The following is a 14,757-nucleotide window of genomic DNA, read 5'->3' on the forward strand; positions in this document are numbered from 1 at the left end:
TGAATAGAAGAGAATCATGAAAAAGTACCTACTTACGTTAGCCATGGCAGTTGCCCTTTCTGCTTCGGCACAGGAGTTAACGCTTCCTACGTTTACCCAATACTTGGCGGATAACGAATTTGTTATTTCACCAGCGTATGCAGGAATCGGTGACTACATAAAAATTAGGGCCAACGGACTCACACAATGGGTAGGAATAGACGATGCTCCGGACACTCAAACGCTTGTTGGTGATGGCCGATTGGGACAAAAATCGGGGGTGGGTGCCTTGCTGTACAACGATAAAAATGGAAATACACGCCAAATGGGTGCTAGAATCTCTTTTGCACACCACTTAACGTTGGACGCTACGGAAGACCGTTACCTTTCTTTCGGACTCTCGTATAACCTCAACCAGTTTAGATTGGATACGAGCAATTTTGATACCGATGGAGACGGAATTCCAGATAATTCAGACCCAAGCATTACAGATGACCGCGCAGTTACTAACCATAACTTTGATGTGGGAATGTTACTGCGTATGGGAAACTTTTTTGCGAGTGTTAACGCTTCAAATATCCTAAATAAAGAATTGAACGTTTTCGCCATCAATGAGCCTAATAAACTGCGTAATTACTATTTGTACACAGGGTATCGGTACAAAAAGAACATCCGTTCCGATTGGGAATGGGAACCTTCTGTTTTTTACCAAATTTTTGAAAGTGATAAGCGTTCCAGTACGGATATAAACATGAAGGTACGCTATTGGGATTTTGAAGATTACTACTGGGCAGGTATTAGCTACCGTTTCTTAAATGATCAGTTTTTAGATCCCTTAAATGTTGGTCCGATGGTTGGTCTTAAAAAAGGTGCTTTTTACTTTGCGTATTCTTACCAAGTTATTCTGAATGAAATTCAACTGTACAGTAGTGGAACACACATGATTACGGTGGGGATCGATATTTTCCAAGGATTAAGCAATTGCCGTTGTACCATGCGTTAGTATTTAAAGGATACTGGATGCAGGAAAAAATATAAACCTAGAAGGCTTCAAAACCTTTTAGGTTTTTTTATGCTCAAGATTATTCTTCCGAAGATATACTAATTAAACTGAATAAGCTGTTTATTCACACGGTTGGCAGCAATTTTTGAAGCGATAAAGCCTAGCACAAAAATAGTAACAAAGACTACGGCAACATTTCCCCACTGATATTCTACAGGATACGCCAAGGAAGGCGTTAATTTCAGCCATTGAAACGCAATTTGCGACCAAACCAATAATGAAGCCACCACAATTCCTATGAGTCCGCCCACGGCGGTTACCAATAATCCTTGAAGGAAAAAGATACGCTTCAACTGTTTTATGGAAACACCCATGCTGTACAAAGTAGTAGCATTTTCCTTTTTATCAAGAATCATCATAATGATGGCGCCCACCACATTAAAAAGCGCGATAATCAGTACCAATGTAAAGATGAGGTAGATTGCTAAGTTTTCGGTATTCAGCATTTTGTATAGGGAGTCGTTTAGCTGGGCCCGGGTTTTTACGGTAACTTTTCCATCTAGCGCTTCCGTAATTTTAGGAATCACCAAATCAGGATTGGCATTTGGGGTAAGCTTAAAATTAATCCCTGTAATTTGATTTTCATGTTTTTCTAAAAGTGGCTGAACCGTAGAAAGCCGTGCAAACACGTATTTTTTATCCAATTCATCATTCACAGCATAAACACCCGAAAGCGTAACCGAAAGTTCGTTATATGGCTTCTTAGTGCCCGAAATTCCACTTGTGATACTTCCTTCTCCAGGTTTTGGCGCTAAAATCTTCAACGGATTCCTATAATCGTTAATTCCAAGACCTAAAATATTCGCAATTCCGAGTCCGGTAACTACTTGGTAAGGATCTTCATCCATCCATCCTCCGTAATAAATTAGGCTATCTACAGCGGTTACTTTCGTATAATTGCTATCTACCGCTTTAATGTATGCAATATGATTTTTCTGTTTAAAAGTTAGAAAGATACGTTCTTCAATTTCCTTGGAATAATCAGCAATACCTTCAATTTCATCGAGACGGATTTTATCATTTTCAGTAAAATCAAAAAATTTTCCTTCCGAAGAAATTGCTTTTAAATCGGGATCGAACGAATTGGAGAAGGAAAGGCTAAGCGTTTTTAAACCAGCAAAAGCAGAAAGTACCACAAATAACGATGCGGCACCAATAACGATTACCAAAAAAGTAACAAAATTGATGATATTTACCGCATTTTGGCTGCTTTTAGAAATGAGATACCGCTTGGCTATGTAGAGAGAAATATTCAAAAAATTACGACTTCTTTCTTTTATCTAACAAATCTCTATTTTCAATAGGGTTTTCGCTGCGTTTCAAGGATTTATCGATACGGTCTATATATTCCAAAGAATCATCTATAAAAAATTCCAAATCCGGCACGCGACGAAGCTGATTTTTGGTTCGTTGCGAAAGTTCGTGCTTTATAAGCGGTTGGTTTGAGCGCATTCCTTTTAAAAGCTCATCGGCATTGTTATGCGGAAAAATACTTACATACACCTTTGCAATGGAAAGGTCTGTAGTTACATTAACCTTTGTAACACTTATAAGAGTTCCAGACATGCCACCATCTTTTGCTGCTCTTTGAAGAATTTCTGCCAAATCGCGTTGAATAACGCCACCAATCTTTTTCTGTCTGTTTGTTTCCATATTGCAAAAGTACGAGAATAATAATTACAATTTAAAGCATTATTTTTGAATCTCCGAGGCCGGCATCGAGTAGTTGACTAGCATAGGGGTAGAAAGGAAACCATGTTGAACCATTTTTAGATTGAATTGGTATGAATAAAATAGAACATTTAGGGATAGCAGTGAAGAATTTGGAAGCATCTAATGAACTTTTCCATAAACTTTTGGGCGTTGCGCCGTATAAAACGGAAGAAGTGGCTTCGGAAGGGGTGCGGACTTCATTTTTCAAAACTGGAGAAAGTAAAATAGAGTTGTTGGAAGCGACCGATAAAGATAGCCCGATTGCAAAATTTTTAGAAAAAAAAGGTGAGGGGATTCACCATATCGCTTTTGATGTGGCCGATATTCAGCAGGAAGTAAAAAGGCTTCAAGAAGAGGGATTTGTAGTTTTGAACGAAAAGCCCAAAAAGGGAGCCGATAACAAATGGGTGGTGTTTTTGCACCCCAAATCAACCAATGGTGTATTAATAGAGCTTTGCCAAGAAATTGAAAAGGCCGAATAACAGGACAAAATCCGTTAAAAGTTTTGCAGAGGTTAAAAATATGTAGTAATATTGCATCCGCAATTTGCGGGTCCCATAGCTCAGCTGGTTAGAGCACCTGACTCATAATCAGGGGGTCCATGGTTCGAGCCCATGTGGGACCACTTTTAAGCAAAAGCCTTACAGTGATGTAAGGCTTTTTTGTATATCTTCGAGTAAATTTTAGTACTGCTAGACTCAACCTCAATTGTACAGCCCACTTTGTGTAGTGTTTGTGCATGAACAACCAAAATAGATTAAGTTGTAAAACGATTAATTATGAAAAACCTTCTGGTTTTCAGCATAGTATTTGTTATTTTTTGTTTTGCTTATTCACAAAACCCGCCGATTGTGAACTTCCCGCCTTCTGCTTATGAAGGGGAAAATCAAAACTGGAAAATTTCACAAAACGACCATAAATTTATTTATGTAGCCAACAATGCTGGAATGTTGGAGTATAACGGGTCAACTTGGAACCTTTATAGAAGTCCGAATTCTTCTGTAATGAGAAGTGTTCTAGCCATTGGGGATAGAGTGTATGGCGGTTTTTATCGAGAGTTTGGGTACTGGCAACTTCAACCAAACGGGAAGTATAAATACCAATCGGTTTCTTCCAAGTTGAAGGAAAGTATGTTTGAGGATGAGAATATATGGAACATCAAAAAAATTGACCAGTGGGTAGTTTTTCAATCGTATGACCGACTTTATTTGTTTAATCCGAACAAAGAAGAAATAACAATCCTCACGGAAACCAACAACTTTTATCGTATTTATAATCTGGATAATAAGTTATTTCTTCAAAAGAAAGACAGAAATCTTTATCGTGTTTCCAACGGTGAAACGCTTCTGATGGCAACTATTGAAGAAAAGGAGGAAATCGGACTCATAATGAATGTTTTCGAGAACCAAAAAGGGGAGCTAATTGCCGTTACGCGAAGCAAAGGCTTGTTTAAAATTAAAGATGGAAGTTTTGAAAAATGGAACATAAAAGTCTCTGCTCTAATTGAAAAAAGCCAAGTTTTTGCAGGGATTCAGTTAAAAGATGGCAGAATAGCACTGGGAACCATAGCAAACGGGATATTCATCCTCAACAAGCAAGGGGAAGTATTACATGAAATTTCTCGACAAGATGGCTTGGAAAACAATACTGTTTTGGCACTGTTTCAAGATGTTGATGGAAATTTATGGACTGGACTTGATAATGGAATTTCCTGTTTAAATATGGGTTCATCAACGGGTGAATATTTTGATAGTTCCGGTAGTTTGGGAACCATTTATGCTTCGGTTAATTTTCAGGGAAATTTGTATCTAGGAACCAACCAAGGGCTTTTTTATAGAAAGGCTAATTCTTCTGAAGATTTCAAGCTTATACCAAAAACACGTGGCCAAGTCTGGTCGTTGTTTATTTATGATGACCAACTTTTTTGTGGACACACTTCTGGAACTTTTATAATTGAAAACGGACTCGCAACGCGCATTAGTAATGTTCAAGGAAATTGGAATTTTAGGACGATACCAAACAACCCAAATAAACTCCTACTTGGAAATTACAATGGGCTGAGCATTTTAGAAAAACAAAAGGATACGTGGAAATCTTTAGGATTGATAAAGGGATTTGATAACTCCAGCAGATTTTTCGAAATTATTAATAGTGAATCCGGTTTACAGGTTTGGGTTAGCCATGAATATAAGGGCGTTTTTAAACTTATTCCAAACGCAAATTTTACCCGATTTAAAGAGGTCACCCTGCTCGATAGTACCGCGATGGCAAAAAATTCGGGACTACTTTTTTACAATGACAAGTTACTTTATTCTTCTGAAAAAGGAATTTTTGAAATTGATACAGAAACGAATATTCTTCGGAAGAGTGAACTGAACAGCCTGATGGAATCTGAAAAATTCCTTTCAGGGAAGATGATTGCAGATGATGAAAACCATTTATGGATGTTTTCAAAGGAAAATATAATTTTTAGTGACGCTAGCCCAGCTTCTAAAAGCTTGGTAAAAAAGACAATTCCGTTTAGTCAGGACTCCCGAAAAACAACTGTTAGTTTTGAAAATGTCTCTCAAATTTCCGACAATCAATTTCTCATTGGCGGGACCAACAATTATTTGATTTTCGATACTTCTGAATTTCAAAGGGCACCTTTTAAAGTACATCTAAATACTGTTCAAAGCTCGGATTGGGAAGGCAAAAGCACAAATTATCTTCATTTGAATGAAAAAGGGCTACTAGATTATAAAAAGGGCTCTGTAAAATTTCAGTTTAGTGTTCCTAATTATACTAAATACGAAAAAACCTTTTATCAGTATAAATTAGAAGGGAGTTTGAACGAATGGAGCGAATGGGAAACACAACCAACGGTAACATTTGAAAAATTACCTTACGGAGATTATACATTTCAAGTACGGGCAAAAATAGGCAATACGATTTCCAGTAATATGGAAACTTTTGATTTTACCATAAAACCGCCTTTTTATCTTTCTAAAATGGCCATCATTTTATACGCTGCTCTTTTCATTTTATTGGTATTTGCAACCCATTATTCATATAAAAATTATTATAAAAACAAGCAAGAAAAGGCTTTGTTGAGAAAACAACAAGAAATAGAATACACCAAAGCACAAAATGAAAAGGAAATAGCTGAAATTAAAAATGCTAGGCTAAGTGAACAGGTGGAAAGCAAAAGCAGGGAATTGGCCATTTCTACCATGAGCATTGTAAAAAGAAATGAAGTGCTTAGAAATATTAAAAAAGAACTTAAAAAAAGTTTGAAGCTGGACAAAGACCATCCTGTTTTTCAGCTGATTGATAAAAACCTCAATGGAAAAGAAGATTGGGAGTTTTTTGAGAAGGCATTTAACCAAGCCGATAACGAGTTCTTTTCAAAACTTAAAAAGAAACATCCAAACCTAACTAATAACGATTTAAAGTTTTGTGCTTTTCTTAGGCTCAATTTGTCTTCAAAAGAGATTGCACCGCTGCTAAATATTTCAGTAAAAAGTGTAGAAGTTAGGCGGTATAGGCTTCGGAAAAAACTGGAATTAGAGTCCGATGAAAGCTTGACCGACTATATTATTGCTACTTAACATTTAGGTAACCACTACAACACCACTACAATTTAAAATACACCCTAAATTTTCGGGAGAAGATTCTTCTTCTACCCGCTACACAATCTATTGAATGGCAGTGTTTTTAGCTTATTTCTTAAGCTGTATGCCTTTTGTAAGTCCTCTTTTTTCAAGTAACCCAATGTTTGCAATTAATTTAATATTCGTTAACAAACAGGCAAAATAGCTTCCCTTTAAATCAATTTCATTTGCCCAAAACAATCAAAAAAATTAAAACACATGGAATTTAGGAAATTGTTGAGAGCTTCAATTATGTTGTTTCTACTGTTGCTAGGAACCAACGCAATTGCTCAAAACACTATCACTGGAAAAGTGGTGGATTCGCAGGGGGTGCCACTTCCCGGAGCTACCGTAGCGGTTAAGAACTCTTCAAAAGGAGTGGTTACAGATTTCGACGGTAATTTTAAAATACAAATACCAGAGAAAGCAGAGGCTGTTTTAATCTCTTTTCTTGGGTTTAAAACCATAGAAAAAGATATAAATGACGATTTTTCAAACATTGTATTAACCGAAAACACAAGCCAGTTGGATGAGGTGGTTGTTGTGGGTTACGGTACGCTTAAGAAAAGTGATGTGGTAGGCGCTGTAACGAGTGTAGATGTAGACGAAGCTACAGCGGTGCCCACTACCAATGTGTCAGAAATGATTCGGGGTAGGGCTGCTGGGGTACAGGTGAATTTAAGTGATGCCAGACCTGGAGGGAGTTCCAATATTTTAATAAGGGGAAAGGTTTCCTTGGTAGGTAACGATCCACTTATTATTGTAGATGGAGTTCCTTACGATAACATAAACGATGTTGCTCCAGACGATATTCTTTCCGTAGAAATCCTTAAAGATGCCAGTTCTCAAGCTATTTATGGGGCAAGGGCGGCCAACGGAGTAATTCTAATCACTACAAAAAGAGCAAAGGAAGGTGTTTTTAAAGTGAATTACCACGGATATACCACCAACCAAAGCCTTACTAAAAACTTCGATATTTTTTCAGCGGAAGAATATGCGCAGGTGAGAAGAGAGGCGTTTAGGACTGATAATGAAGAAGAATATTTAGAAGATGCTACCATTTTTGAACCTTTTGAATTAGAAGCTATTGAAAATGAAAATTACGTAGATTGGGAAGATCTGGTAATTAACGATGCATTGATTACCAGCCATACGTTAAGCGCTTCCGGTGGAGGGGAACGAACTAAAGTTTACACGAGTATAAATTACTTCAATCAGGACGGAATCATCCCTACTTCTGGTTTTAAAAGGGGGACCTTCCGTTTAAATCTCGACCAGCAAATTACCGATAAGTTAAGTCTTCAAACCAATATTAACATTCAAAAGAGTGAACAGAATATTGAAACGGGAAATCTAGACGTGATCAATATTTCACCATTAGCAAAACCATTCGACGAAAATGGGGAGTTAATACGGGAACCTTTAGGAGACGGTAAATTAACCGTTAATCCGCTTTGGAATATTAGGGAAGCAGATAACGATGTTTTTAGAAACCTTCGGGATTTAAATTTGGTAGGATTGTACCAATTCACTCCAAACTTTTCGTATAAACTTAATGCCTTTTCAAGAGTTCGCGACGGAAAACAAGGAATTTACAATTCTTCTACGCACCCTGCAGGCGATGGCGATATAAGGGGACTTGCCACATTGGGTGATTACAACTATGAGGAATATTTAATTGAAAACATTTTTGATTATAGTCCGAATATCGGAGAAAAACATTCATTGGATTTTACCGCTGTAAATGCTTTTAACCAAAGAAAAACAACCGAAACTTCAGTTACTAAATCTGGTTTTGCCAATGATAATTTGAGTTATAACGGAAAAGCGGATATTATTAGGGCAACTTCCCGTGATGTAAGCAGAAGAAGGTTGGTTTCCTTTATGGGAAGGGCAAGGTATAGTTTTCTAGATAGGTATTTATTAACGCTAACCATGCGTGCAGATGGGTCTTCTGTTTTTGCTGAAGATGAAAAATTTGGATATTTCCCAGCAGCAGCCATTGCTTGGAAAATCAATGAGGAACCTTTTATGAAAGATTCAAAAGTGTTCAATCAACTCAAACTTCGTGTAAGTTACGGTGCCACAGGTAATGACGGTATAAATCCTAGTGAATCTTTAGGATTGGCAGACGACCTTCCGTATGTTTTTGGAGGGAATACATTCGGTGGTTTTGCTCCTTTAAATAGATTGCCAAACCCAGCATTAAAATGGGAAACCACCACTACCTTAAATACTGGGCTGGATTTTAGGCTCTTCAACAACTTTATTAACGGTACAGTAGAATATTACCATGCTTCTACAACAGACTTTCTGCTGGATAGAATTCTATCAGGGGTTTCTGGGTTTAACGTTACCCGATTCAACATTGGGGAAGTAGAAAACAAAGGAATAGAGGCCACTTTAAACACCAACATAATCAACAACAGCAAATTGCAATGGTCGGTTGGGGCTATTTGGTCTACAAATGAAAATAAAGTGATTTCTCTTGCTGGAGAAAGGGATCAAGAAGGAAATCTAATAGACTTCGAATCACAAGGACTTTTTATTGGAGAGTCTATCGATAACATTCACCAATTTGTTTTTGATGGTATTTGGCAAGCCGGTGACGATATAGAAAACTCTGCGCAGCCAGATGCTAGAGTTGGGGAAGTAAAGGTAAAAGATTTGGATGCCGATGGCGATATAGATGATGATGATAGAATTATTATCGACCAAAATCCAGATTGGTACGGCTCTTTAACGACAAACGTGAGGTATAAAGGATTCGAACTTTTCGCTGATTTTTACTTTGTTGAAGGTGCGACAAAAATCAACCCTTACTTTGCTGATGGCAACCTTGGAGCGGCATTGAAAGGTGGAGCAAACGGAATTGCGGTTGATTACTACCTTCCAGAAGACCCCTCCAACACAGTTATCAGGCCGAGTACAGGAACACCTAGCTTCTTAAGATCTTTGGCTGTAGATGATGCTTCTTATCAAAGATTACGCACGCTAACACTTGGTTACAATATACCACGGAAGGTCTTAGACCAAATTGGTTTGGAAAGGTTTAAAATATATCTAACAGGAACCAATTTAATTACGTGGACGGATTACAAATCGTATAGTCCTGAAAACAACCCAGGACAGTTCCCAGATGCTAGGGGATTAACATTTGGAGTACAACTCGGATTATAAAAACAAAAAGTCATGAAAAAAATAGATATAGCAGGAAAAATTGCGGCATTGTTGCTTATTGGCATTAGTTTCACTTCTTGTGAAGAATATTTAGAAGATGAATTACTTTCTGAAACCTCAGCAGATTTCCTTTACAATACGCCCGAAGGATTACAATCTGGTGTGGTGGGATTGTACAATTTACAACGGGATATTTGGACAGATTCTGAGTGGAATTCGGCAATACCTTTAATTCCTATTGCAAAAACGGATCTTACCGTTGGAAGAACCGGTGAATTAGCGTTTTATGCCCGCTTGGGATGGGGAGCCGACTTAAATAGCTTCGGAAGTAAACGATTGGCAAAACATTGGCGGTATGGGTACAAATTGGTAGACCGGGCCAATGCCATCATTAATGCGCTGCCCAATGTTGAAATGAGTGAAGAAGAGAAAATCCAAATTCTTGCAGAAGCCAGAATGGTAAGAGCACAGGCTTATTTCACGCTTTACAGGCAGTTTAGTAATATTTTTATTACTACGGAAGAAACAAACCCAGACAATGCTTTTGATCGTCCTCAGGCGCCATCCAGCAAAGAAGAAATATTCAGTTTAATAAATGAAGATCTCGCATTTGCCATTCAATATTTACCGTGGACAACCGATGAATTTGGAAGATGGACGCAAGCGGCTGCCAGACACGTACGTGCTAAAAATGCTTTATGGCAAAAGGATTGGAACGAGGCCGCAGAACAAGCGGAAGCCATCATAAATCAAGGCGGGTACAGCCTTCTTTCTGAAACTTCGCAGGTTTTTGAAGGAGATATGAATCATAGCGAATCCCTTTTTGTGATGCAGTTCGAAGAGGCCGTTGTAGGCGGTGGAGGTTTCAACAGAATCAATTTTAGCTTCGTTCCTCAATATCACCTAATAGATGGTGCTACTTTTTCCAATGAAAATGGAGCACGAGGAGGAGGATTTTTATTAATGAATAATTATTTTAGAAACCTTTTGCAAGAAGATCCAAATGACGATCGTGATAACGGAAATTATTACATCATGAACTACGTTTATAATGAAGCTGCAACATTACCGGCAGATAAAGAACTCGGCGATACCATAGATGTTTACGATCAATTTAGTAGCGATAAAAATCAACGTAACCTTTACTACAGGACGATGAATCCTTCAGTAATAAAATATCGCCAAGAGGATGCTGCACCAGCCGAACCAGGCCATATTAGTAATATTATGATTTACAGGCTGGCGGAAACCTACTTAATTGCTTCAGAAGCACATTTAAACTTAGGAAACCAATCAAAAGCGTTGGAGTATATCAATGCTATACGCACACGTGCCAATGCGGCTCCTTTAACTTCTGTTCAGCTTATAGATATTGTAGAAGAACAAGCAAGAGAACTCGGTTTCGAAGGGCAACGTTTCTATTTTTTAAAGCGATTAGGTTTGCTTACGGAATATGTACAAGACCATGCCAGTAACGAAGGTTTTTTTGATATGGCTCGGGAAAAAATGCAGCCATACATGGTAAATTGGCCCATTCCACAGGATGAATTGGAACTATTGGGAGAAAACTACCCCCAAAACGACGGATATTAATTTTAAAAATAGGTAAATTGGGTGAAGAAACAACTTCACCCAATTTTTTTTGTAGAAAAATGAAACATCCATAAATAATTTTTAGAAACATTACAGACGAAAATATGGAGGTTCCATGTGACATTTGAAAAAAATAAACACCAACACATGAAAAGAATAATTTTTTTATCGCTTACAGTTATCGCTGTTTCTTGCGGTACCAATGAATCAAAAAAGAGTCAAGAAACTAAAGATGTAAATTCAGAATACCAACTGGTATGGCAAGATGAATTTACTGAAGATGGCAAGCCAGATAGCACTAAATGGGATTTTGAAAGGGGTTTTATCAGAAATAAGGAAAAACAATATTATACCGATAGGAATGTTTTTGTGAATGACGGAAATTTGGTAATTCGAGCGCAAAAAGACACTATCAAGAATGCTAGATTTAACTCAAACGGAAAAATATGGCAAGAAAAGGAAGAATTTGCTAGTTATTCGGCTGGAAGCGTCACGACGGCTGGTAAAGTAGCTTGGAAGTATGGTCGAATAGAGATAAAAGCCAAATTACCTAAAGGAAGAGGATTGTGGCCAGCCATTTGGATGCTTGGGGAAAATCGTAAAGAAGTGGGTTGGCCAGAAACAGGTGAAATTGACATAATGGAACATGTTGGTTTTAATTCAGATTCTATTTTTGGAACCGTACATACCAAGGCTTACAATCATATGAACGGAACTGAGCAAGGTAAGAGTATTTTTATTGAAGATCCTTATGATAGTTACCATGTTTATGCGGTTGAATGGACTCCAGAAAAAATTGATTTTCTGCTCGACGGTACTGTTTATAACTCATTTAAAAATGAATATAAAACCACTGCAGAATGGCCTTTTGACCAAAAATTCCATCTTAAAATAAACATTGCCATTGGCGGAATGTGGGGCGGTAGAAAAGGTATTGATGATAGCGTTTTCCCACAAGAAATGCTAGTAGATTATGTAAGGATATATCAAAAGGCAGAAAAATGAAAAAAGCACTTTTAATAATCACATTTCTATCGGTAGCGTTAATGCAAGCACAGGATGTAGCATTTATGAGCTACAATATTCGGTTGGACGTGGCCTCAGATGGAGAAAATGCTTGGGATAAACGTAAAGAATTTTTAACAAATCAGGTGAAATTTTATGCTCCAGACGTAATGGGAATTCAAGAAGGACTTCCCCATCAAGTTTCATTCATAAAAGAAAGCCTACCCAATTATAAATTTATCGGAGAAGGAAGAAATGGAGGGAGTATAGGTGAGCATAGCGCAATATTTTTCAATACAGAGAAGCTCACTAATGTAAAACAGGGCACTTTTTGGTTGTCTACAACGCCACATCAGCCCTCAAAAGGATGGGATGCTGCGTATCCAAGAATTTGTACGTACGGAAAGTTTAAAGTGTCTAATAGCAAGAAAGTGTTTTATGTCCTCAACACTCACTTAGATCATAGGGGAGAAGAAGCCCGAAAGGAATCCGTAAAACTGATTTTAGCTAAAATAAAGGCCATTAATAAAGAAAACCTACCCGTTGTTCTAATGGGGGATTTTAACTCTTTGCCGGAAGATGAGGCTATAAAGTTGTTGACCAACACCATGAGGGATTCCTACAAAGAAGCTAAACTTACTTTCGGAAATGAGGGTACTTTTAACGGATTTAAAGCTGATAAAATTGCCGACAGAAGAATAGACTACATTTTTACAGATAAAAAATCAGGATTGCGAATTGAAAAATACGCCACCCTTACCGATTCAAAAGCATTAAAATATCCATCCGATCATTTTCCCGTGTATGTATTATTGAAAATGGAGGAATAGAACTTTCTACAAATAAATTAATTAGCTACGTGAAAGCTTTATTTCTTTTTCTTCTTCGGAATAAAATACTGCTCGTTATTGGTATTATTAAATAGCATGCTGCGTCCTTCAACATCTAATCCGTAGTCGTTGGAGGCGCGTACTTGTATGAGGTGGATGCCACTTTCAAGGTCTTTTGGAATAGGAATTTCCCATAAGTGATAACTTTTTCTAGGCTTCCCTATTTTCAACGTGTTTTGATCTAAAGTAACACCGTTTTTCTGAAGGGTAAATAATCTTTCATAGAATGGGTCGAATCCTTCCACATAATTCATCGGCAACCAATCACCGTCACCTATTTTTATCTGTACTTCCGTATTTTTATTACCTGCGTAGACATTCGCCACAATTTTTCTCTCTTCAAAGTCAATCAATTCCCTATCAAAGTCAAAAGGAGTCCAAATATGCATTTGACGGTTGTCTGGTTCAGAAACTTTGTATTCATATTTTTTTTCATCTGCTTGTAAATGCATCACCCAATAACCTTTTGGAGTACCGTCGGACATCATTGCTTGCGGGATACCAAAAATATCTTTTTCCCCATGCCACCAGGAACCGCAAACAGCACCGGCTACTAACTCTTCTACAGGAGCATTAACGCTCCAGCCATCTTCGTTTTTAATGGTTTCAAAAAATTGCGTATGCGTATGACCGGCATAAGCGTGTACTTTTGGGTGATTTTTGAACAATTGAGAAAATTCTTTCAGATTAATTAATTGTTCTAGCGGAATATGCATAAGCAAATGCACGTCGTTTTCCTGCGGAACTGTGCTTAAATAGCCTTCTATAAATTTTAATTGGTCATCATCCAATCGTGCCTCATAATTATGATGAGGTTTAGGGAAAACATTGTTCAGCGCTATAAAACTATGCGACCCATAATTAAAGGCATAGTACGAAGGGCCAAAGCTGTTTTCATAGGTCTCATCACGGTATTTTAGGTCTTTGCCATCATAATTTCTATCGTGGTTACCATACACATAATAAACGGGTGCTTGGACTTTTCCCAACACATCTTTTATAGGCTCAAAAAGACGAAGATTATCGTAGGTAATATCACCTAAAGGAACTAAAAAGTCATATTCCTCATCCATCATTTTTTCTGCTACAACCTTGCTTAGGTAGTAAACGTCATCAATAGTTTTGGTTTGTGTGTCCCCAATTAAACCTATTTTTAAAGTGTCTTCTCCAGCATTTTTATAGAGAGGAAAATTTAGTGGATTTTGTATGGTAGTTGGTGCTGCTCCTTTAAAATGAAGGTTTGGAGAGCCATTTGGTTTGTTAACTTGGTAAGCTTGCTGTACGAAATCTTCTGATAACTTAGGGATATAACCTGATGGCTTTATTAAAAACACTATTTGGTCGTTTTCAACCTTAATTTTATAATCGCCATTTTTGTTGGTAAGTACGACATCCCTTCCATTGGAAAGCGCTACATTGGCTATTCCTCTTTCACCCTTATCATACAAACCGTTTTCATTTTGGTCTAAAAAAACAGTTCCTTTTACCTTTTTCTGTTGAGAATAAGAAGAAATCGTCATCAATACGGTAACTAAAACTATAAGTGAGATACAGTTTTTTTTCATCAAAAAATAAATTTTATTCTTTCATTATAATATTTTCAAAAGTACTTTATTCCTGAGTAGTCCACAATTTTCTATGTTATCTATTCATTAAATAAACATTGATTATTTTTGACGTTCACATCGTTCTAAATTTTAAT

Annotated in this window: 10 protein-coding genes and 1 tRNA gene; 8 read left to right on the top strand and 3 right to left on the bottom strand. The window is 37.4% G+C overall.

Features of this window, described 5'->3' with window-relative positions; genetic code table 11:
- Positions 1 to 16: 16 nt before the first annotated feature.
- Positions 17 to 982 carry a PorP/SprF family type IX secretion system membrane protein gene (locus tag NDQ75_RS04810; RefSeq protein WP_202028265.1) on the top strand — a complete coding sequence of 322 codons (966 nt, stop codon included), beginning with the start codon at positions 17 to 19 and terminating at the stop codon, positions 980 to 982.
- Positions 983 to 1,080: 98 nt separating this feature from the next.
- On the opposite strand, the gene NDQ75_RS04815 is transcribed toward NDQ75_RS04810, so the two are convergent.
- Both NDQ75_RS04815 and rbfA read right to left on the bottom strand, forming a co-directional pair.
- Positions 1,081 to 2,298 carry an ABC transporter permease gene (locus NDQ75_RS04815; RefSeq protein WP_202028266.1) on the bottom strand — a complete coding sequence of 406 codons (1,218 nt, stop codon included), beginning with the start codon at positions 2,296 to 2,298 and terminating at the stop codon, positions 1,081 to 1,083.
- A gap of 4 nt (positions 2,299 to 2,302) precedes the next feature.
- On the bottom strand, positions 2,303 to 2,695 hold the full coding sequence (gene rbfA, locus NDQ75_RS04820) for a 30S ribosome-binding factor RbfA (RefSeq protein WP_202028267.1): 393 nt from the start codon (positions 2,693 to 2,695) through the stop codon (positions 2,303 to 2,305).
- 131 nt (positions 2,696 to 2,826) lie between these two features.
- On the opposite strand from rbfA, the gene mce reads away from it, so the two are divergent.
- The 7 genes from mce (at position 2,827) to NDQ75_RS04855 (ending at position 12,995) form a co-directional block, all read left to right on the top strand.
- A complete protein-coding gene (gene mce / locus NDQ75_RS04825; protein WP_202028268.1) occupies positions 2,827 to 3,237 on the top strand; it encodes a methylmalonyl-CoA epimerase in 411 nt (136 codons plus the stop codon).
- 69 nt (positions 3,238 to 3,306) lie between these two features.
- Positions 3,307 to 3,380: transfer RNA gene (locus tag NDQ75_RS04830), tRNA-Ile, on the top strand.
- Positions 3,381 to 3,606: 226 nt separating this feature from the next.
- Complete coding sequence (locus NDQ75_RS15965; protein WP_202028269.1) at positions 3,607 to 6,345, top strand: triple tyrosine motif-containing protein; 2,739 nt, start codon at positions 3,607 to 3,609, stop codon at positions 6,343 to 6,345.
- A gap of 261 nt (positions 6,346 to 6,606) precedes the next feature.
- On the top strand, positions 6,607 to 9,567 hold the full coding sequence (locus NDQ75_RS04840; RefSeq protein WP_242513658.1) for a SusC/RagA family TonB-linked outer membrane protein: 2,961 nt from the start codon (positions 6,607 to 6,609) through the stop codon (positions 9,565 to 9,567).
- Between the two features lie 12 nt (positions 9,568 to 9,579).
- Positions 9,580 to 11,160, top strand: a complete 1,581-nt coding sequence (locus NDQ75_RS04845) for a RagB/SusD family nutrient uptake outer membrane protein (protein WP_202028270.1) — start codon at positions 9,580 to 9,582, stop codon at positions 11,158 to 11,160.
- 147 nt (positions 11,161 to 11,307) lie between these two features.
- Positions 11,308 to 12,165: a glycoside hydrolase family 16 protein gene (locus NDQ75_RS04850; protein ID WP_202028271.1), complete on the top strand. Its 858-nt coding sequence runs from the start codon at positions 11,308 to 11,310 to the stop codon at positions 12,163 to 12,165.
- Positions 12,162 to 12,995, top strand: coding sequence for an endonuclease/exonuclease/phosphatase family protein (locus NDQ75_RS04855; protein ID WP_202028272.1), 834 nt, complete (start codon positions 12,162 to 12,164; stop codon positions 12,993 to 12,995). Before NDQ75_RS04850 ends, NDQ75_RS04855 begins: the two co-directional genes overlap by 4 nt.
- Before the next feature lie 38 nt (positions 12,996 to 13,033).
- Here NDQ75_RS04855 and NDQ75_RS04860 read toward each other — a convergent pair whose 3' ends face one another.
- Positions 13,034 to 14,620, bottom strand: coding sequence for a calcineurin-like phosphoesterase C-terminal domain-containing protein (locus NDQ75_RS04860; protein ID WP_202028273.1), 1,587 nt, complete (start codon positions 14,618 to 14,620; stop codon positions 13,034 to 13,036).
- Positions 14,621 to 14,757: the final 137 nt, after the last annotated feature.

The organism is Galbibacter mesophilus, from assembly GCF_023721415.1.
Classification (GTDB): domain Bacteria; phylum Bacteroidota; class Bacteroidia; order Flavobacteriales; family Flavobacteriaceae; genus Galbibacter; species Galbibacter mesophilus.

What these genes read in the sequence shown, in the direction of transcription:
- NDQ75_RS04850 (WP_202028271.1), top strand. Translation starts at nt 11,308, where the DNA reads ATGAAAAGAATAATTTTTTTATCGCTTACAGTTATCGCTGTTTCTTGC.
- NDQ75_RS04855 (WP_202028272.1), top strand. Translation starts at nt 12,162, where the DNA reads ATGAAAAAAGCACTTTTAATAATCACATTTCTATCGGTAGCGTTAATG.
- NDQ75_RS04810 (WP_202028265.1), top strand. Translation starts at nt 17, where the DNA reads ATGAAAAAGTACCTACTTACGTTAGCCATGGCAGTTGCCCTTTCTGCT.
- mce (WP_202028268.1), top strand. Translation starts at nt 2,827, where the DNA reads ATGAATAAAATAGAACATTTAGGGATAGCAGTGAAGAATTTGGAAGCA.
- NDQ75_RS04840 (WP_242513658.1), top strand. Translation starts at nt 6,607, where the DNA reads ATGGAATTTAGGAAATTGTTGAGAGCTTCAATTATGTTGTTTCTACTG.
- rbfA (WP_202028267.1), bottom strand. Translation starts at nt 2,695, where the DNA reads ATGGAAACAAACAGACAGAAAAAGATTGGTGGCGTTATTCAACGCGAT.
- NDQ75_RS04845 (WP_202028270.1), top strand. Translation starts at nt 9,580, where the DNA reads ATGAAAAAAATAGATATAGCAGGAAAAATTGCGGCATTGTTGCTTATT.
- NDQ75_RS04860 (WP_202028273.1), bottom strand. Translation starts at nt 14,620, where the DNA reads ATGAAAAAAAACTGTATCTCACTTATAGTTTTAGTTACCGTATTGATG.